Genomic DNA, 18,149 nt, shown 5'->3' on the forward strand with positions numbered 1-18,149 from the left:
GATTTCGTAGATGGTGTTCAAGCCACCGGCGACGAGAATTGGTCAGCCGAAACCGGAAACGGCAAGCAGGGGTCCGGCGACCATCGGACTGACCGCCGAACCGCGTTCGGCCAGAGCCCCACTCGGACCGCCAATCTTCGTCGATTCAAAATCGCATGGCAACGAGTCGAGCTATTTCGGCCGGCGCTTGATCGGGGATGGCAAAGACCGAGCTGACGTTGATCTCACAAAGCGCATACGTGTCTTCACCTGACACAGTCCGTGGTCCGTAGAGAAAATCGGCATCCCAAATGATCGGCAGCGACCTGGCATCGACGCCTAGCACAGCCATCATTTGCGGCGTCCACCCGGTTTCCATATTGGTCCGCAGCGACTGAAACGGTTCGGCCGTGGCGGGATGCATTATCCGCGGCCCTGGTTGCGCAGCCTCGGAATCTGGCCCTTCAGGAGGTGGCGGGATTAGGGCCTTGATGAACTGGTGGCCAAAGCCGACCACCTTGTCGGCGCCCATGTAACAGCGGATCATCCCGTCGGGTAAACGCGGTTGGAATGGCTGATCCACGATGCAGCCATCGGGTGTCAAATACACCTCGCAGCGCGCCATGAAATCCGGCAGTGCGAGTTCTTCCGGCGTACTGCCGCGTCGCGCGTGCAGCACCCGAACCGCCGGCTCTCCGCCAGGAAGCGAACCGATCAGCTCGACCTTCCATACTCCCTGGCCGCCATTGCCGCGGTTCTGCTTCAGCACCCGTGGACCGGCCGTTCGAAGCCGCTCCGGAAACGCCTCGCGAAAAGCCTCGGCGGAGCCGTAGAGGTAAGTATCGGTTCCCCATCCGAGATGCTTCGTACGGTGCAGAACTTCCTTCACGCCCATTTTCAGGATCACGTCTGGATGTGCACTCACCCAGGGGCCGCGTGCCGCCACGTCGCGCAGCAGCGGGTCAAGCACCGCACGGGTTTTTCCCTCGTGCAAGGGATCGACCCAGACCAGCACGCCGTCCGTCGCCAGGAGCTGGGTCCGAACCTCCTCGGCAAACTCTTCGTCATAAACGGCCGGTTCGGCGTGAACACCGATCGCAGCGAGTTCCTCGAACACGCGATGAAACCGGTTGTTCTGCGGTGTCGCCGTGCGACGCGCCTCCCGGTCACCGCGCCAGACCACAGCCACTCGCCTCGTGCCCATTATACCTCGCCTCCTACTTGCTCGCCCATCAGGCAGCCCCGATACGAAATAGACTGCGATGCTCGCATCCGAGCAGAAAGATCGCCCTAGACCGAGCCCGCCGCGACGCCGAAAAGCACGCCCAGGATCGAACATGCCGCTAGCATCGGGATCACGCCGACCTTGAAGCGGAATACCGCCAGCATCGCACCGAGGGTCAGTACGAGAGACGGAATGTTGAGGGAACCGAGGACTGGCACGTCGAGCCTCATGCCCAGCAAGCCGATCTCATGCAAATCGCGAAACAGGACATGAAGCGCGAACCACACCGCGAGGTTCAGGATCACTCCAACCACCGCTGCCGTGATGGTCGACAGTGCGGCTGACAGGGCCTTGTTGCTGCGCATCGTCTCTATGTACGGCGCGCCGAGAAATATCCACAGGAAGCACGGGACGAAGGTCACCCACGTCGTCAGAAGGCCGCCGAGCGTTCCAGCGACCAACGCGTTAAGAACCCCCGGCTCCCGGAATGCTCCCATGAAACCAACGAATTGAGTGACCATGATCAGCGGACCCGGCGTTGTTTCGGCCATGCCGAGGCCATCCAGCATTTCTCCAGGCTTCAGCCAGCCATAGTGCTCGACTCCTTGCTGGGCGACATAGGCAAGCACCGCATAGGCCCCGCCGAACGTCACCACCGCCATCTTGGAAAAGAAGATGGCGATGTCGGTGAAGACATTGCCTTGCCCAAGAAACAGCAACAAGAAAAGGACCGGAACGAACCATAGCAGCAGAAACACCGCCGCAATCTTCAGCGACCATTCGATGGATGGCCGGGCATGCGCCGGCATCCCTTCGCCAAGCGCCGAGTCGACATCATCGACCTGCTTGCCACCAAGCTTGCCATGTCCATTGCCTGGCTGGAATGCGGCCCAACCCATCTTGCCCCCGACGTAGCCGATCACGGCCGCAACCAGGATGACCAGCGGGAACGGTGCATGGAAGAAGAACAGGGCGATGAAGGCTGCCGCAGCGAGGCCGACCATCACATTGTTCCTGAGCGCCCTCCTGCCGATCCGCAGGACCGCTTCGAGCACGATGGCCAGAACCGCCGCCTTCAGGCCGAAGAAGAGCGCCTGGATAGCGCCAACGTTGCCGAAGATGGCGTAGATCCAGCTCAGGACCATGATGGCGACCGCGCCTGGCAGCACGAACAGGATTCCCGCGACGAGGCCGCCTTTGGTCTTGTGCATGAGCCAGCCAATATAGATGGCCAATTGCTGCGCCTCCGGACCGGGCAGCAGCGTGCAGTAGTTGAGCGCATGCAGGAATCTCGTCTCGCCGATCCAGCGCTTTTCCTCAACGACGATCCGATGCATCATGGCGATCTGGCCGGCCGGGCCGCCGAAGCTGAGCATTGCAACGCGGGCCCATACTCGCATGGCGTCCGCAAACGAAATGTCATGGTCGTGGGTTTCGGCCAGAGATGGCGGCGTCGTGACGGACTGCTCCAGATTGGCCATAGTTTGAGTCCCTGCGGTCATCCGCGTTTCTTGCGGAAATACTGATAGAGGTTGTCGAAGACAGGAGCGCCCTGCGCGATCCGCTGTTCGTCGCTCTCGTTCGCCATGGCGATGCCTGCAATCAGACTGGCAATCCCAGTCGCCTCCTCGCGACCGAACTTGTTGTCCTTGAGGTCGATGTCATGGACGATCTCGGCGATGGCCTGGAGTGCCGGATCATTGATGCCGGCGCGGGTAAGCAGAACTTCGAAGCTGCAGCGATCGCCCTCATGGGTGATTTCGCCTTCGAACATGTCGAAGCGCAATTCCCCCTCCTTTGGCACGTATCCCTTGCCCGCTACGAAGCGGATGATCGCGTCAGCATCGATGAACCGGCGGATCAGCCAACTGCAGGCGATGCGGTCGACATGCACGTCCCGGCGCGTGACCCAGATTCGGCCCTTGAGCTCGCTCGGCTCGGCGGCCTTCTTCGGTTCCTTGGTCATGGCCTTGTCCTCTGTAAGCTGTGTTTCAAGTTCGGCGATCAGTCCCTCGATCGTGAGGCGACCGCTGGCACCAAAAAAGTCGATCATCACCACTTCAGTGAGCCGCTTGCGCAAGCGACCAAGTTGCGGACGCGCTTCTGCGTGTTTTTCCGATGTCGCGTCGGCCCCAATCGCTGCAGCCAGCTCGCGCGCTTCCCCAGCGATCTCCGCATAGTCGGCATCACGGGCCGCGTCGAACATCGCCCGCACCTGCGCGTCCGACAGACCGTCGACAAGGCGCGCCTCGCAAATCATGGCCTCGCCGCCGCCGGCGACGATCTCCTTCAGAAGCCATTCGAAATCCTCCTGCATCTCGGCATTCGCCGGCAGGGCGTAAACGGTGCTTTTGACTGCGACCGCGCCGATGCCTTGCAACCGTCGCCAGATCTTCACCCGGAAATAGGCGGGCTTGCTTGGCAGCTGATAAATCAGGAGCAGCCAGCGCTGCTCCTGCGATTGCCCCTCACTCATAAGTGAACCGTATCATGGACTGAATTAGATGCAACACTTGTATCATGGCTCATGCGCAAACCATACTAAATGGCCAAAATCCGCAGAGACACCATACTTCAATGCGGGCGAAGCTCATCGTCGGTTGTCGAAGCGCCCCAGCGCACTTCCGGGCGAAGAAAGAAAGCTCATGTGGCGCCCCTCGAACGTCGTCCGGCAGGAATGGAGGCCCCGGAAGTAGTGGCGACGGCACCTTCGTGTACACAGTTACGGACAATCGCATCACACGCCTCGCCATCAAGGCTGGTGTCACCGACAACGGTCGCGTCGAGGTGACCGCGGGCCTTTCGGAAGCGACATCGGTGGTGGCAACCACCCAAGGCGTGCCGCCCCTGAGGACTGCGGTTCAGCCGCAGATGGTTCGCTCCTCGTCCTTGGTGGAATACCCGGCGCAGCTGGGATCGATCCCCTCTCGCCCATAAGTGACCGGTATCAAACGCCCGAGCAAGATGCAACACTTGTATCATTTCTCGTTTGGGCATAACGTGCGCCTGCTCACGGATGGCCGTGCCGCCGAGCGAGGAAATCCAATGCCGCACCAGATCATGCCGCTGCCGTTCAAGCCGCCCAGGCTCGTCGGACTGTCCGAACGCCTGCTGGCCAGCCATTATGAAAACAATTACGGCGGTGCGGTTCGCCGCCTCAACGCTATCGAACAGCGGCTCGATGAACTCGACTGGGGCGCAGCACCCGTCTTCGACATCAACGGGTTGAAGCGCGAAGAGCTGGTCGCGGCAAATTCGGCGATCCTGCACGAGATCTATTTCGATGGGCTCGGTGGTTCCGGCGATGCCGGAGGCGATCTTGCCGCAGCACTGGAGCGCGACTTCGGCAGCGTGGCGGCATGGCGCGCCAAGTTCATGGCTTGTGCTAAGGCGCAGGCCGGAGGCTCGGGATGGACGCTGCTGACCTGGTCGGAGCGCCGCGATCGGCTGACGATTCAATGGGCGGCGGATCACACCAATTGTCTCGCCGGCGGCATGCCGATCCTCGCGCTCGACATGTACGAACATGCCTACCACCTCGATTTTGGCGCCAAGGCTGGCGCCTATGTCGACGCGTTCATGAAGAACATCCATTGGGAGCGGGTTGCCGCCCGCCACCGGCGGGCTGTCGCGCAGCGCGATCCTTCAACAGGACCTGCATCGGACAATAAGGTTCCAACTGTTGCGCCAGAGGAACTGCGGGCCCGACTCGACCAGGGCGAAGATCTGGTCGTGCTCGACGTCTGCCTGGCCGACGATCTGGCAAAACGCAGCGATATGCTGCCGGGCGCCAAGCTCCGCGCTCCCGAGACCATTGCCGATTGGGCCGATGAACTGCCGAGGGACAGGCCTGTCATCGTCTATTGCGTCTACGGCTTCCAGGTCAGCGGCGACGCAGTCGCCGAACTGCGTCGCCGCGGCGTCGATGCAACGGCGCTCTCAGGCGGCATCGCCGCCTGGCACGCCATCGGCGCGCCAACCGTCCCTCTGGTGATGAGCGAAGAAAGGATTGCGTCATGAAATGGGTTACCCGTGAACGCCCGGTCATCGACCGCATCGCCTGCCCCTGGCTGATTGCACGCTTCATCGACAAGGAACCTGATTTCCTGTTCGCGGCACCTGATCAGGTGATCCGTGTTGCCCAGGAAGCGGGCGCGACACCCTACGACGTGCCCGGCGTCGAATTCACCCATGTCGGCGACGGTTGCAGCTTCGACACCTTCGTCTCGAAATTCGGCCTCGATCGCGACCCGGCGATCGTGACCATTGCCGCGATCGTGCGCGGCGCCGACACGGATCGGCACGATCTCACGCCACAGTCTGCAGGACTGCTCGCGATCTCCATGGGGCTGCGGGACGTGACGCCCGACGACCACGAGATCCTGAAGCACGGCTTCGTCATTTACGATGCGCTTTATGCCTGGGCCTCACGACGCAAGGCGGAGACCCATAGCTGGCCACCCGTCACGAAGCCGGCGGCGGCCTGAAGTAGCGGGCAACGAGGGCAGATCAAGTCGGCACTCAAATCACCGGCCGCCGCTCGCCGTCGGCCAGGTGGCAGGCCGCGACCCCGCCATGCGGCACCGAGCGCAACATCGGCTCCTCGGTCCGGCAGACATCGATCGCCACAGGACAGCGGGTGTTGAAGCGGCATCCCGGTGGCGGCGCGCTGGGGCTTGGAGGGTCGCCCGCGAGGATGATTCGGCGACGGCCGGCCTCGATACGAGGATCCGGCGAAGGAACCGCCGAAAGCAGTGCCTGGCTGTAGGGATGGGCCGGCTCGCGAAACAGCGGCCGCGTCACGCCGGCTTCCGCGATGCGGCCAAGATACATCACCGTCACGTTTGAGCAGACCTCGCGCACGATCGCCAGGTCATGCGCAACGATGACGATGGTAAGGCCAAGCTGTTTCTGCAATGATGTGAACAGGTTGACGATCTGCGCCCGGATCGAAACGTCAAGCGCGCTGAGCGGTTCGTCGCAAACCAGGATCGATGGCTTCAGCGCAAGCGCGCGAGCGATCGAAACGCGCTGGCGCTGGCCGCCGGAAAGCGAACGCGGCAGGCGGTCGAGCACGGTCGCTGGCAGCGCCACCAGATCCAGCAGCTCGCCGATACGGCGCCGGCGCTCGGCCGGAGATCCGAGGCGATGGATCTGCAGCGGCTCTTCCAGCGTCTGGTAGACGGTCTGGCGACGGCTCATCGAGCCCAGCGGATCCTGGAAGACGAACTGGACCTCGCGGCTGAACGATTTGCGGTCCGACTTCAGCCACTGGGCGCGATCCCGCCCCGAGATCAGCACCGTACCCTCAGTCTCCTTCTGCAGGCCGACGACGCTGCGAGCCAGCGTGGTCTTGCCACAACCGGATTCGCCAACGATGCCATGGAAGGCACCACGCGGAATGGTCAGGTCGATGCCGTCGACCGCCCGCACGGCGCCTGTTCCGGAGCGGTTGGCGAAATGGACCTTCAGGCCCTTGACCTCAATCGCCGCAATGTCAGCCATGGATTGCTATCCCTTCCCGCCTCAGCACCACCGGGCATCCCACCTTGTGCGGCGTCCCGCCCGTCGAGATCGTCTGGAGCGGCGGCCGATGCACGCGGCATTCGGGCTCAACCAGTTCGCAGCGGGCAGCGAAACGGCAGCCCGGCTCCAGCCTGATCTGGTTCGGCGGCAAACCTGGTATTTCCTTGGTCGCGGCGCGTTCGTCGGCGCGGAAATCCGGTACAGAGGCAAGCAGCCCGCGTGTATAGGGATGCGTCGGCCGCGTCAGCACATCCATCGCGGTCCCCTCCTCCGCCACCTGCCCGGCATAGAGCACCATGACCCGGTCCGCGACCGAGGCGACGACGCCGATGTCGTGCGTGATCAGCACGACCGCGATGCCTTCCTCGCGCTGGATCTGGCGGATGAGCTCCAGGATCTGCGCCTGCACCGTGGCGTCCAGCGCAGTGGTCGGCTCGTCGGCGATCAGCACGCGCGGCCGGCTTGCCAGGGCCAGTGCGATCATGGCGCGCTGCAGCATGCCGCCAGACATTTCATGCGGATAGCGATCGTAGCGGTCTTCCGGGTCAGGGATGCCGGTGCGGGCGAGCAGCGAGACCGCTTCCTTGCGGGCATCCGCATGCGAGAGATTGGCAAAGCGGCGCGCCTGGCGCGCCAGTTGCGGTCCGATCTTCAGCATCGGGTTCAGCGCGCTCATCGGGTCCTGGAAAATGACGCCGAAATAGCGGCCGCGAAGGTCAGACAAGCGCCTGGACTCCATTCCGACCAGTTCGCTCGCTTCGGCTCGGGCCGATCCCTTGATGTCGACGGTGACGCCCTCGGGCAGCAGGCCGAGCGGCCCAAGCGTCATGACGGTCTTGCCCGAACCGCTCTCGCCGACGACGGCGACTGTCTCGCCGGGACGGACGTTGAACGACACCCCATCGACCGCGCGCACGGAAACGGTCGTGGCGTAGAGATCAATGACCATGTTTTCTATGGAGTAGATCGGCTCGTCGCTCATGGCGCGGCTGTTCCCGTTTCGACGGCGTTCCGCTCCGCTTCCTCAACGGCGCGCGCCTTGCGACGCTTGCGCAGCAAACCGCCGCGCACCGGCCTCGGCACCTTTTGCAACGCGAAGGTCTCGCCCAGCAGATTGAAGCTGACCACCACCAAAGTGAGCGCAAGGCCCGGAAGGACGACCAGCCTCGGGTATTCCTCAATGTAGCTCATGCCGTCGACCAGCATCTGGCCCCATTCCGGCGCCGGCGGCGCGACGCCCAGGCCGAGGAAGCTCAGCGTCGCGATGGCCAGGACAAGGGCGCCAGCATCGGCGCTGGCATAGACCACGACGAGGGCCAGGACATGCGGCAGGATATGGCGCACAAAGATCCACAGATGGCTGGCGCCCATCACCCTTGCCGCTTCGATATAGGGCTGTTGCAATTCGGCGGTGACCACGGCGCGGCTCATGCGGGCATAGTTCGCCCACCACGCCAGCGTCAGCGCCGTGATCATCGACCAGTAGCCGGTGCCGAGAATGCCGATCAGCGCCAGCGCGATCACCAAGCTTGGCAGCGCCAGCGCGATGTCGATGAGGCTGATCAACACCAGCTCGACGCGCCCGCCGACATAACCGGCGAACGAACCGATGCTGACGCCGATGGCAAGTGCGGCCACCAGCACGATCACCATCGCCACCAGCGATATGCGGGCGCCGCCGATGATGCGGCTCAGAATATCGCGGCCGAGATAGTCGGTGCCCAGCCAGTGAGCCCAGCTCGGTCCCGCAAGCGTGACGTCGTAGTCTTGCGCGCCGGGATCGTAAGGCATGATCGAGGGACCGAGCACACCGACCGCGACAAAGAAGACGACTGGCAGCAGCACCAGCCAGGGCCAGTCCTTCATGCTCCTGAACAAGGAAGTGTTCATCGGATCAAGCTCCTCTCGCCCTACGCATGCGCGGGTCGACAAACATGCAGATCACGTCAACCATCAGGTTGACGACAACGAAGAACACCACGAACAGCAACAGAACCGACTGCATGCCGACGAAGTCGCGGAAGCGGATTGCATCGATAAAGAAGGCGCCGACGCCGCGCAGCGCAAACACCGTTTCAACCACGATCGAACCGATGATCATCAGCGTGAACTGGGCGCCGAAGGTGGTCAGGAACGGGGTGGCGATGTTGGGCAGAGCCTCGCGCATCAGCACCTGTGTCCTCGTGTAGCCCTTCGCGAAGCCCGTCGTGGCGAAGGGTCGCGACATGGCCTCCTGGAGGTTGACGCGGACGACGCGGCTCAGCACCGATGCCGGAAACAGGGCGATTGTCACCCACGGCAAGAGCCACGAGGTGAAGCCGCTGACGCCGAAGGTGGGCAGCCAGCCCAGCATCACCGAAAAGACGATGACCAGCAGCGCCGCCACGAAGAAGTTCGGCGTCGAGGCGCCGACCAGCGAGAAGGCGTGGAGGAACCGGTCCAACGCGCCACCATTGCTGACCGCACCGGCAACGCCGAGCGCCAGCGACAGGAAAAAGGCGAGAATGCCGCCGCCCGCAAGCAGCGCCGCCGTCATCGGGATTCTGGCGGCGAATTCCTGCGCGATCGGCTTGCCGGTGCGCAGCGAGACGCCGAGATCGCCGGTGATAGCGCTGAAAAGCCATCGGCCGTAGCGGACCGGCAGCGGATCATAGAGCCCGAGGTCCTCGCCGATCTTCTTGATCATTTCGGCATCCGCGCCCGGGCCTGCCGCACGCTCGGCCATGAGCGCGGCGACGTTGCCCGGCGCCGCGGCAACCAGGGTAAAGGTCAATGCCGATGCCGCCACGACAAGCAGACAGGCAAGCAACATCCTTCGCAGAATCGTGCGTCTCATCGGAACTCCCCCAGGAGATTCGAGGCGTTCAGGCCTTCAGCGTGATCGCCTTGAACGGCAGGTCGTAGTCCGTCGCGGGAAGCGCGAAGTTCTCGACGCGAGGATTGTGCGCCCACAGCCGCTGGCTGACAACGAGCGGGCAGATCGCCCGGTTGTCGTGCAGCCAGTCGTAGAGCGCCTGCATCTTGGCTTCGCGTTCGTCGCCGCTCGCTTCGAGCGCGGCCTTGACCACGCCATCAAGCTCCGGGGAAACATAGATCTTGCCGTCCGGCCCGCTGTCGGCGGTGGATACGAACGCGTTGCCGAGCGTGCCGTGCGGATCATAGGGCGCGCCATAGGTGGTGAAGAAGGCAAGATCATATTCGAACGCCGGGCGACGGTCGTGCATGGTGGCGTTGTCGACTGACGAGACCTGAACCTGGAAGCCGACCTCGGACAGCTGACCCTGGATCATCTCGGCGATGCGGCGCGAACCCGGCAGCGATTCCTCCGATACGAGGAAATCGATCGCCAGCGGCGCGCCCTCCTTGCTCCAGGCGCCTCCGCTTTCGCTCCAACCGCCATCGGCAAGGATTTTCCTGGCCGCGGCGACGTCGCGTACCGGCACGTTATGCCGCTTGCCCGAGGAAGGCACGTTGGCCGGAAAGAGATCCGCCGCCGGATCTGCGTAGCCTTCGAACAACACCTTGGCGATCGCGGCGCGGTCGACCGAGACATAGATGGCCTCGCGCACGGCCTTGTCGGCCATCATCTTGGCCTTCGGCGAATAACCGAGCAGCATGGTTGCGGTGCCGGCCTCGGCCACCACTTTCATGCCGTCCTTTTCAAGCGCGCGGGCGCGGCGCGGCGACAGCGTCGCCACCCAGTCGCCGCCGATCACGTCGAGGTCGCCGGAACGCAGCGCGTTGGCGCGGGCGAGTTCGTCGGGAACCACCTTCAGTTCCATGCGAGCAAACAGTGGCTTCTCGCCCCAGTATTTGTCGTTGCGCATCAGCACGGTGCCGGAGGAATCGTAGCTTTCGACGATCCACGGTCCGGTGCCGACCGGAGCGGTCTGCTTGCCGCCGGCGTCGACCGCCTTCGGCGACAGGAAGCGCACCGGACGCACTATGGTGAGCTCCAGCAAGGCGGCGGGCACCGGACGCTTTAGCTTGATCGTCAACTTGCTGGGTCCATCGGTGACGATGCTGTCGAATGCGTCGGACACACCGATCCATGAGAAATCCGCGACGCCCAGCCAGCGTTTGAGATTCCATTCGGCGGCGGTCGAATCGAAGGGCGTGCCGTCACTGAAGGCAACACCTTCGCGCAGGTCGAAGGCGATCGAAAGCTGGTCGCCGGCGACAGCCCACTTGGTGGCGAGCCCGGGCTCGAGCGCGCCGTCCTGGCCATAGTGTATGAGGGCGTCGAACACGACCGTGTAGGAACTCAGCGTGGAGACGTTTTGCAGCAGGTCGAGATCGCCGGTTTCGGCGGCAATGGCGACCTTCAACGTTTCATGCCCCTCCGAGTACGCGGCGCGTGGAAACGCGGCAATGAAGGCCAGGCCGGCTGTGGAGGCCAGGAAATTGCGGCGGTCGAGAGTCATCATGTTAGTTCCCCTTTTTGTTTGATTGGCAACGATCATGTGCACGCTTGCTAATTTGTATAGACATAAGACATAAAGTCGGAAAACCGTTTGAGAGTTTTACCCCAGCGACCCACTTGGTCGCGGTTGCGGCCTACAGCCAGTTCAGCGCCGCCGCCGAGAGCGCGAGATAGCGGCCGGCTTTCGCCATCGTGACGATCGCAACGAAGCTCCAGAGCGGCTCGCGCAGAACACCGGCCATCATCGTCAGCGGATCGCCGATGACGGGAACCCAGCTCAGCAACAGGCTCCATCGTCCGCAACGGCGGTAGCGCGCCGCGGCGCGATCGAGCGCAGTGGGCTTGACCGGAAACCATTTGCGGTCGCGAAAGCGGTCGATGCAGCGGCCGAGCAGCCAGTTGACAACCGAACCAAGCACGTTGCCGATCGTCGCGACCAGGATCAGCGCCGCCGGTGACTGGCTTCCGGTCAGCAGCAGGCCGGCCAGCACCGCCTCTGACTGCAGCGGCAGAATTGTCGCTGCGGCGAACGCGGTGAGGAACAGCGCGCCGAAGGCACCAACATCTCCCAGCATTGGGGCCGCTCAGCTCGCTTTCGGCCATTTTGGGTGCCTATCGTTAACGACATAACCATGCGCATGCTCGAAGCCTGCTTCGGTCCAGACGGCGTCCTCGAGGTGCGAATGCCCGTCAGACAGATCGTCATGGGCGTGGCTGAGAACGTCGGGATCGTGACGCGGCCACAACCACATCGCGGCAAAGAGTGCCGCGGCGCCAATGACGCCAAGCAGGATAAAGGTGAAGGGCAGGCCCATCGCCGCGCCGACGAGTCCGGCGATCGGATAGGTGATGAGCCAGCAGGCGTGCGAAAGCGCGAATTGCGCGGCAAACAATGCCGGCCGGTCGACGGGATCGGCCGAGCGCTTGATCAGCCGCCCAGACGGGGTCTGCGCCAGCGAATAGCCGAGCCCGAGCACGAACCAGAGCGGCAAGAGCAGCTGATAGCTGATGGCAAACGGCCCTGCGAACACGCCGGCAACCAGCAGGCCGGCGCCTGACAACATCGCAACCCGATCCGGGATGCCGTCCAGCAGCCGCGGCAGGACCAGCGCCGCGATCATCGAGCCGCCACCGAAGGCGGCAAGGGCAAATGCCGTGTCGCTCTGGGAGAGGTCGAATTTTGCCTGCACCAGGACCACCGTGTTGACGATCACCATGGCGCTGGCCGCCGCGACGGCAAGATTAAGGGCCAGCAAACCGCGCAAACGCGGCGTCGTCAGATAGATGCGGATCCCGCCCGTCGTGCGTTCATAGATGCCGCGCGGCTCGGAGGGCTGCGGGCTGGGCAGCACCACGGAGACGACCAGCGCCGCTGACGCCAGGAACCCGACAACCGTGCCGGCGAACAGGCTATGGAAGCTTATGACCGAAAGCAGCGCCGCCGCGAGGAGGGGGCTGACGACGCTTTCCAGGTCGTAGGCCAGTCGCGAGAGCGACAAGGCCCGTGTGTAGTCCTTCTCTTCGGGCAGCACGTCAGGGATCGAAGCCTGGAAGGTCGGGGTGAAGCCGGCTGACGCCGACTGCAGGATGAAGATGAGAAGATATATCTGCCAGACTTCGGTGACGAAGGGCAGGAATACGGCAACCCCTGCCCTGATGAGGTCGAGCGAAACCAGCATGGTACGGCGTGGTAGGCGCTCGGCGAACGCGGCGGCAACGGGCGCCACGCCGACATAGGCGATCATCTTGATGGCAAGCGCCGTGCCGAGCACCGCGCCGGCATCGGCGCCGGCAAGGTCATAGGCCAGCAGCCCGAGCGCCACGGTGGCAAGGCCAGTGCCAATCAGGGCGATGACCTGGGCCAGGAAAAGATGGCGATAAGTGCGATTGGCAAGGACTTGCAGCATATGTCTGTCTTCTTGGAGGAGCGATGGGTCGTTGATCCGTGGCGATTGAATGGCGGGCCTGATCTCAGTGATGGTGGCCTTCCGGCTCGACCATTTTGAACGGCAGCACCTGCTCGCGACCCTTCGCGGCCAAGACCAGCCTCGCCTGGAACTCATGCGGCTCAGCAGGAGCCACGGTGCTCTCAAGGCGATGATGGTTGTCGGCGATGGGTTCGAGGCGAAGCGTCTCCGGCCCGCCAGGCCTATCGATGATCACCGTTGCCATCAGATCGTCGGCATGCCGGTCGATGGTCAGCCGCATCCGCTCGCCAGCCGGCGTGTCGACGATTTCCAATGTCCCGGCAGCCAGATCGCAGTCGACCTTGAAGGGCTCCGGCGCATGATGACCATGTGAGTGAGAGGGTTCCGTGCCCGTCGCGGCAGACCCGGCCGAACTCTCCAGACGAACATTCGCTTCAGCCAACGCCGGCAAGTGGGCGAACAGTTCCTCCTTGAGGGCTTCGGTGACGCCCATCACGTCCTTGGCCGTCGCCGCGTCGGCGACACTGATGGCGACGTCGGCATGCAGGCGATGGCCGATCCAGCGCGCCTGCACGCTTTGGACACGTTCGATACCGGACACATGCTCGGCGGCATGATGGATTTCATCGACGATGCCGGGCTCGACACCGTCGAGCATGCGCGTGAGGACTGCCTTCGAAGACTGCCAGACGATCGCGAAGATGGCCACCGTGATCAAGAGCCCGATGATCGGATCGGCCAGCGGAAACCCCAGCCATACGCCGATAGCACCCAGCACAACCGCCAGACTGGTAAAGCCGTCGGTGCGCGCATGGTAGCCGTCGGCGATCAGCGCCGCGCTGTTGATCTCGCGGCCGACCCGGATACGGAACACTGCAACGGCCTCGTTGCCTAAGAAACCTATAATGCCGGCTATGGCGACCCAGCCAAGAAATGCGATCGGCTGCGGATTGATCAACCGGTCGATCGCCTCGTAGCCGGCAACGATGGCGCTGAACAAGATGATGAGGACAATCAGAATGCCGGCCAGATCTTCGACGCGACCCAGCCCGTAGGTGAACGTCTTGCTCGGTTTGCGACGGGCCAGCATGAAGGCGACCCACAATGGGATGGCGGTGACCGCGTCGCCGACATTGTGGATCGTGTCGGCCAGCAGCGCCACGCTGCCGGAGAGGAACACAACCACCAACTGCAGCGCCGCCGTGATGGCCAGAACGACGAATGACCATTTAATCGCCCAGATGCCGCGCGTCGTCGTGGCGATCGTCGGGTCGATGACGCCATGCGTGTGGCCATGGCCGCCCTCGCCGTGATCATGTCCGTGGCCGCCCATGCCTTGCGTCATCGGGCCGAACCCGAACCAATCGCGAACTTTGTCCATCATGGCGCTTCTCACAGGTACTTGGTGATATCCTTGAACTCGTCGATCGAGCGGCGCTGCTCGAGCGCCAGCGGTCCGACGACGTCTTCAAGGCAGTGGTTGAGGTGGTCCTGGATCAGCGTCTTCTTGGCCTGGGCGATGGCCTTCTCCACGGCATGAAGTTGCTGGGCGATGTCGAGGCACGGTCGCCCGGCCTCGATCATCTCGACGATCCCGCGCAGATGGCCGTCGGCGCGCTTCAGCCGCTTGATGATGGCAGGATGGGTTTCGTGGACGTGGGGACGCTCATTCATGCCCTTGATGCTATCCCCCCCGAGAGGATATTCCAAGCCTCAAAGTGGCCTCGATTCTGGTGCATGCCACCATTCGTTAGGATTTTAGAGAATAATCGTTAAGCATGCCGAATTGGATCCCTAGCACAGCCTTTCGTCTCATCGTCGCGTTCGCGATGACTCTCGGCGTGCTGCTCTCCCCAGTGGGTAGTTCGGCCTCGCATAGCCCGATTGCGCTCGCTGCCGCCGAGGCAGCGCGTCACGCAGAGCTGGCAGCACAGATCGGAAAACACGGCCACAGCCATGACGATGGCGAAGCCGATGAGCAGAGCTTTGGTCATACCCACGGCCACAATCCGGCCGACCACACCCATGAAACGGCGAGCACGCTTCCGGGCTTCGCGCAGCCAGCACCGCCGATAGGCCGGAGCTGGCTGGTTTACCCGCCTTCGTTTGCCGACCTAGAAATCCGTTTCCGGCTTGAGCGCCCTCCCAGGCAGATCGTCATCGCATGATCGCGGCCGCACGCGCGGCCATCCTCAACGACGACGATTGGAATTCTCATGCAAGGATCCTTCTACAAGGGTCCGCCACGCACGCCTTGCGCGCGCTGGCGGTTTGCCCTTCCTGTGCTCATTGCTCTCCTGACCCTCCCATTGCTTGGGTGGACTGCCCTCGCCCATGCCGTTGCCGAAGGCGACAAGGGCTATATCCAGGAGATCACGGGCATCAATCTGCTGCCCTTCATCTATCTCGGCGCCAAGCACATGGTGACGGGATACGACCACGTCCTGTTCCTGTTCGGCGTGATCTTCTTCCTCTACCGGATGAAGCACATTGGCATCTATGTGAGCCTGTTCGCGCTCGGCCATTCCACGACCATGCTGCTTGGCGTCTATTTCAACGTTGGCATCAACAGCTACATCATCGACGCGATCATCGGCCTGTCGGTCGTCTACAAGGCGCTCGACAATATGGGTGCCTTCCAGAGGTGGCTCGGCTTCCAGCCGAACACCAAGATCGCGACGCTGATCTTCGGCTTTTTCCACGGCTTCGGCCTGTCGACGAAGATCATCGAATACAACATCTCGCCCGACGGGCTCGTGCCCAACCTACTTGCCTTCAACGTCGGCGTTGAGGTCGGTCAGCTTCTGGCGCTCGCTGCTATCCTTATCGTCATGGGCTACTGGCGCCGGACCGACAGTTTCTGGCGCCACGCATACACCGCCAACACCATCATGATGACCGCCGGGTTTGTGCTGATCGGCTATCAGCTCACCGGCTGGGTCGTCTCCTGAACCTCCAAGTAAAGATCAAAAAAGGAATTCTCCCATGTACAACACAGACATCCCGACCCGCGCTGAACTGCCGACATCCATGCAGCTCCTCCGATCTACCCTCATCGCCATTGTCGCGGCAGCGGCTATCCTTGTGACCATCGTGCTGCCGGCCGAATACGCCATCGATCCCACCGGCGTTGGGCGAGCGCTCGAGCTCACCGAGATGGGCGAGATCAAGACACAACTCGCCGAAGAGGCCGAGCAAGACCGCCTTCGCGAATTGCAAAACGGCACGCCGACCGCAGTGCCAGGCCAAGATCAGCAGTCGAGTCTTCTGGAGCGCGTCTTCGCTGAACTGGTGATTGGTTCCGCCTCTGCCCAGGAACTGCGGACGGACGAAATGTCGGTCACCCTCAAGCCCGGCGAAGGAGCTGAGATCAAGCTCGTCATGGCCAAGGGCGCAAAGGCAAACTACTCTTGGACAGCCAATGGCGCGGCGGTGAACTTCGACACCCATGGTGACGGCGGCGGCGAAAACATCTCATACGAGAAGGGACGCGGTGCTGCAGAGGACGAGGGCGTACTTGAGGCAGCCTTTGACGGCAATCACGGTTGGTTCTGGCGCAACCGCACCGGTGCCGACGTCACCGTGACGCTGAAGACGAATGGCGCGTACACCGACATCAAACGCATGATGTGATCGATACGGCACGTCTTATCCGGCGCCGTTTGGCGCCGGGGGAGATCAAGCAGGTGAAATAGCCAACTCGGACCAACACAGTTTGATAATATCCAACCTGTGTTGGTCCCCTTCGGATGTCGTTGGTTAGAATCAGCTCGCAATGATGTAACAGGAGCGTCGCGCTAGCTTCCTCAAAGCGTAATCACGCCGCATTGGCCGCGAGCGCGCTCAAAACCCCTTGCGGCAAAGGGCTTCAAGATCCGTCTTTGTCATGTTCTCGATGCCGAGCCCAGGAAGAATATCATTATCTCCCTTGAGATCCCGGCCATAAGCCGCCGACAATATGGAAATTCCGGATTCATGGAGAACCGCCGGATTTCCGCTGATCTTCCCCAGGACTGCGGTTGGTAACAGGCCGAACGGAACGTCCTCGAGAATATAGCGGCTCTCGATAGTCGTCGGGCCAAAGCCGCCACGACCTTGGCGATCCATCTCCAGGTTCATTTCCGAAACGGTGCTCATGGGGACGTGGAACGACAATGAAAAATGTTCCTGGACGGTACGAACCGCGATACCGAAATTGCCAGCTATGGCCAATCGTTCGGCATCCAGAGCCTCGATGAAGCGACCAACGGCAGGAGTGACATTTCCCCCCTGGCTCCATCGCTCGGCCCTCTCCATTCGTGTGAGATTGAGAAGGGCAATTCCCAGATGGTTCTGCGGATTGAGGTTGCTGAGCGCAATTGCCAGCAGACCATCGCGCTTGACGAAACGATCGCCGAACAAGGCCGTGCAAAGCTTGTACCCTTGATCGAGCGCATCGAAAGGCAGCGTCGCAACATCAAGCTTCTGGCGAATGGAAGTGACCTGGACTTCTGTTGGTCCGAGCTGGCGGCCGGTCAAGAGCGTTGTGCCCCAAACGACGATCGGCAACCTGACCTTGCGCTCGGCTAACCGCTTGGAGAGATACAGCGCGCCGAACGAACTGTGCGAACTGACGATGACAGGAATACCATCTGCCAGGTGAGGGACCGCGGCATCCATCACCATCTTGTGGCCGTAAGCGGGAAGCGCGATCACCACCACATCCGCGTGATCGATGGCATCTTTACAATCATTGGCAATACGCACCGGCACCGTCGCCTCGATATCCCCCGTCGCCTTCAATAATTCGCCAGTCGCCAACGTTCTGGTGCGGTCTCCCGACGGTGACCAAAGTGTTGGCGTATGTCCCGATTGTGCCAAATAGGCCGCAAGGCCATAGGCAATTGCTCCAGCGCCCAGAATACTCACGCGCATAACATTCCTCCTGTCGCCGGCTTTATGGTTCGAGAATCCTTGCCGTCCCCGCCTACAAGTTTTTTCATCGGGAGGATCCGAATTGAAGTCACGTCGGTTGCCATCAGCCGTTTCGATCAGGACTCCGGCTCTGAGCCGGCAAACGCCGCAACGA

At 62.4% G+C, this 18,149-nt stretch carries 18 protein-coding genes; 5 read left to right on the top strand and 13 right to left on the bottom strand.

The annotated features are described in order from the left end of the window. Nucleotides 1-145: 145 nt before the first annotated feature. The 3 genes from AC3CCE_RS05120 to AC3CCE_RS05130 all read right to left on the bottom strand — a co-directional run bounded on the left by AC3CCE_RS05120 (nt 146) and on the right by AC3CCE_RS05130 (nt 3,680). Entirely contained in the window at nt 146-1,183 is a 1,038-nt protein-coding gene (locus AC3CCE_RS05120; protein WP_352624183.1) for a Cj0069 family protein, read from the bottom strand. 86 nt (nt 1,184-1,269) lie between these two features. Further along, nucleotides 1,270-2,685: a chromate efflux transporter gene (gene chrA, locus AC3CCE_RS05125; protein WP_031197581.1), complete on the bottom strand. Its 1,416-nt coding sequence runs from the start codon at nt 2,683-2,685 to the stop codon at nt 1,270-1,272. A 17-nt stretch (nt 2,686-2,702) separates the two neighbouring features. Continuing rightward, nucleotides 2,703-3,680: a chromate resistance protein ChrB domain-containing protein gene (locus AC3CCE_RS05130; RefSeq protein WP_023669887.1), complete on the bottom strand. Its 978-nt coding sequence runs from the start codon at nt 3,678-3,680 to the stop codon at nt 2,703-2,705. A gap of 569 nt (nt 3,681-4,249) precedes the next feature. On the opposite strand from AC3CCE_RS05130, the gene AC3CCE_RS05135 reads away from it, so the two are divergent. Both AC3CCE_RS05135 and AC3CCE_RS05140 read left to right on the top strand, forming a co-directional pair. Further along, nucleotides 4,250-5,224: a Fe-Mn family superoxide dismutase gene (locus tag AC3CCE_RS05135; RefSeq protein WP_023669886.1), complete on the top strand. Its 975-nt coding sequence runs from the start codon at nt 4,250-4,252 to the stop codon at nt 5,222-5,224. Next, a complete protein-coding gene (locus AC3CCE_RS05140) occupies nt 5,221-5,691 on the top strand; it encodes a chromate resistance protein ChrB domain-containing protein (protein WP_023669885.1) in 471 nt (156 codons plus the stop codon). Before AC3CCE_RS05135 ends, AC3CCE_RS05140 begins: the two co-directional genes overlap by 4 nt. Nucleotides 5,692-5,725: 34 nt before the next feature. On the opposite strand, the gene AC3CCE_RS05145 is transcribed toward AC3CCE_RS05140, so the two are convergent. The 9 genes from AC3CCE_RS05145 to AC3CCE_RS05185 form a co-directional block, all read right to left on the bottom strand. Then, nucleotides 5,726-6,709, bottom strand: coding sequence for an ABC transporter ATP-binding protein (locus tag AC3CCE_RS05145; protein ID WP_023686257.1), 984 nt, complete (start codon nt 6,707-6,709; stop codon nt 5,726-5,728). Further along, a complete protein-coding gene (locus AC3CCE_RS05150) occupies nt 6,702-7,712 on the bottom strand; it encodes an ABC transporter ATP-binding protein (protein ID WP_023669883.1) in 1,011 nt (336 codons plus the stop codon). Before AC3CCE_RS05150 ends, AC3CCE_RS05145 begins: the two co-directional genes overlap by 8 nt. After that, nucleotides 7,709-8,620, bottom strand: coding sequence for an ABC transporter permease (locus AC3CCE_RS05155; RefSeq protein ID WP_023669882.1), 912 nt, complete (start codon nt 8,618-8,620; stop codon nt 7,709-7,711). The genes AC3CCE_RS05150 and AC3CCE_RS05155 overlap by 4 nt, the downstream gene beginning before the upstream one ends. A 4-nt stretch (nt 8,621-8,624) precedes the next feature. Next, nucleotides 8,625-9,566: an ABC transporter permease gene (locus AC3CCE_RS05160; protein WP_352624188.1), complete on the bottom strand. Its 942-nt coding sequence runs from the start codon at nt 9,564-9,566 to the stop codon at nt 8,625-8,627. A 28-nt stretch (nt 9,567-9,594) separates the two neighbouring features. Next, nucleotides 9,595-11,157 carry an ABC transporter substrate-binding protein gene (locus tag AC3CCE_RS05165; RefSeq protein ID WP_352624189.1) on the bottom strand — a complete coding sequence of 521 codons (1,563 nt, stop codon included), beginning with the start codon at nt 11,155-11,157 and terminating at the stop codon, nt 9,595-9,597. Between the two features lie 130 nt (nt 11,158-11,287). Beyond that, on the bottom strand, nt 11,288-11,728 hold the full coding sequence (locus tag AC3CCE_RS05170; RefSeq protein ID WP_031197584.1) for a YqaA family protein: 441 nt from the start codon (nt 11,726-11,728) through the stop codon (nt 11,288-11,290). Between the two features lie 9 nt (nt 11,729-11,737). Beyond that, nucleotides 11,738-13,060: an MFS transporter gene (locus AC3CCE_RS05175; RefSeq protein ID WP_023669878.1), complete on the bottom strand. Its 1,323-nt coding sequence runs from the start codon at nt 13,058-13,060 to the stop codon at nt 11,738-11,740. A 64-nt stretch (nt 13,061-13,124) separates the two neighbouring features. Further along, nucleotides 13,125-14,465 carry a cation diffusion facilitator family transporter gene (locus AC3CCE_RS05180; protein WP_023713973.1) on the bottom strand — a complete coding sequence of 447 codons (1,341 nt, stop codon included), beginning with the start codon at nt 14,463-14,465 and terminating at the stop codon, nt 13,125-13,127. A gap of 8 nt (nt 14,466-14,473) precedes the next feature. Continuing rightward, entirely contained in the window at nt 14,474-14,755 is a 282-nt protein-coding gene (locus tag AC3CCE_RS05185) for a metal-sensing transcriptional repressor (RefSeq protein ID WP_023669876.1), read from the bottom strand. A gap of 104 nt (nt 14,756-14,859) precedes the next feature. Here AC3CCE_RS05185 and AC3CCE_RS05190 point away from each other — a divergent pair, with 104 nt between their 5' ends. The 3 genes from AC3CCE_RS05190 to AC3CCE_RS05200 are packed head-to-tail and all read left to right on the top strand — an operon-like array spanning nt 14,860 to nt 16,714. After that, nucleotides 14,860-15,249, top strand: a complete 390-nt coding sequence (locus AC3CCE_RS05190; RefSeq protein WP_352624192.1) for a hypothetical protein — start codon at nt 14,860-14,862, stop codon at nt 15,247-15,249. A 48-nt stretch (nt 15,250-15,297) separates the two neighbouring features. Then, nucleotides 15,298-16,032: a HupE/UreJ family protein gene (locus tag AC3CCE_RS05195; RefSeq protein WP_023713974.1), complete on the top strand. Its 735-nt coding sequence runs from the start codon at nt 15,298-15,300 to the stop codon at nt 16,030-16,032. 34 nt (nt 16,033-16,066) lie between these two features. Next, nucleotides 16,067-16,714: a hypothetical protein gene (locus tag AC3CCE_RS05200; RefSeq protein WP_023669873.1), complete on the top strand. Its 648-nt coding sequence runs from the start codon at nt 16,067-16,069 to the stop codon at nt 16,712-16,714. Between the two features lie 210 nt (nt 16,715-16,924). On the opposite strand, the gene AC3CCE_RS05205 is transcribed toward AC3CCE_RS05200, so the two are convergent. Next, nucleotides 16,925-17,995 carry an NAD/NADP octopine/nopaline dehydrogenase family protein gene (locus tag AC3CCE_RS05205; protein WP_031197587.1) on the bottom strand — a complete coding sequence of 357 codons (1,071 nt, stop codon included), beginning with the start codon at nt 17,993-17,995 and terminating at the stop codon, nt 16,925-16,927. Nucleotides 17,996-18,149 lie beyond the last annotated feature (154 nt).

It is taken from the genome of Mesorhizobium sp. P160187 (assembly GCF_057766425.1).

Excerpts from the sequence above, each read along its gene's own strand:
- AC3CCE_RS05120 (WP_352624183.1), bottom strand. The coding sequence starts at position 1,183 with ATGGGCACGAGGCGAGTGGCTGTGGTCTGGCGCGGTGACCGGGAGGCG.
- chrA (WP_031197581.1), bottom strand. The coding sequence starts at position 2,685 with ATGGCCAATCTGGAGCAGTCCGTCACGACGCCGCCATCTCTGGCCGAA.
- AC3CCE_RS05130 (WP_023669887.1), bottom strand. The coding sequence starts at position 3,680 with ATGAGTGAGGGGCAATCGCAGGAGCAGCGCTGGCTGCTCCTGATTTAT.
- AC3CCE_RS05135 (WP_023669886.1), top strand. The coding sequence starts at position 4,250 with ATGCCGCACCAGATCATGCCGCTGCCGTTCAAGCCGCCCAGGCTCGTC.
- AC3CCE_RS05140 (WP_023669885.1), top strand. The coding sequence starts at position 5,221 with ATGAAATGGGTTACCCGTGAACGCCCGGTCATCGACCGCATCGCCTGC.
- AC3CCE_RS05145 (WP_023686257.1), bottom strand. The coding sequence starts at position 6,709 with ATGGCTGACATTGCGGCGATTGAGGTCAAGGGCCTGAAGGTCCATTTC.
- AC3CCE_RS05150 (WP_023669883.1), bottom strand. The coding sequence starts at position 7,712 with ATGAGCGACGAGCCGATCTACTCCATAGAAAACATGGTCATTGATCTC.
- AC3CCE_RS05155 (WP_023669882.1), bottom strand. The coding sequence starts at position 8,620 with ATGAACACTTCCTTGTTCAGGAGCATGAAGGACTGGCCCTGGCTGGTG.
- AC3CCE_RS05160 (WP_352624188.1), bottom strand. The coding sequence starts at position 9,566 with ATGAGACGCACGATTCTGCGAAGGATGTTGCTTGCCTGTCTGCTTGTC.
- AC3CCE_RS05165 (WP_352624189.1), bottom strand. The coding sequence starts at position 11,157 with ATGATGACTCTCGACCGCCGCAATTTCCTGGCCTCCACAGCCGGCCTG.
- AC3CCE_RS05170 (WP_031197584.1), bottom strand. The coding sequence starts at position 11,728 with ATGCTGGGAGATGTTGGTGCCTTCGGCGCGCTGTTCCTCACCGCGTTC.
- AC3CCE_RS05175 (WP_023669878.1), bottom strand. The coding sequence starts at position 13,060 with ATGCTGCAAGTCCTTGCCAATCGCACTTATCGCCATCTTTTCCTGGCC.
- AC3CCE_RS05180 (WP_023713973.1), bottom strand. The coding sequence starts at position 14,465 with ATGATGGACAAAGTTCGCGATTGGTTCGGGTTCGGCCCGATGACGCAA.
- AC3CCE_RS05185 (WP_023669876.1), bottom strand. The coding sequence starts at position 14,755 with ATGAATGAGCGTCCCCACGTCCACGAAACCCATCCTGCCATCATCAAG.
- AC3CCE_RS05190 (WP_352624192.1), top strand. The coding sequence starts at position 14,860 with ATGCCGAATTGGATCCCTAGCACAGCCTTTCGTCTCATCGTCGCGTTC.
- AC3CCE_RS05195 (WP_023713974.1), top strand. The coding sequence starts at position 15,298 with ATGCAAGGATCCTTCTACAAGGGTCCGCCACGCACGCCTTGCGCGCGC.
- AC3CCE_RS05200 (WP_023669873.1), top strand. The coding sequence starts at position 16,067 with ATGTACAACACAGACATCCCGACCCGCGCTGAACTGCCGACATCCATG.
- AC3CCE_RS05205 (WP_031197587.1), bottom strand. The coding sequence starts at position 17,995 with ATGCGCGTGAGTATTCTGGGCGCTGGAGCAATTGCCTATGGCCTTGCG.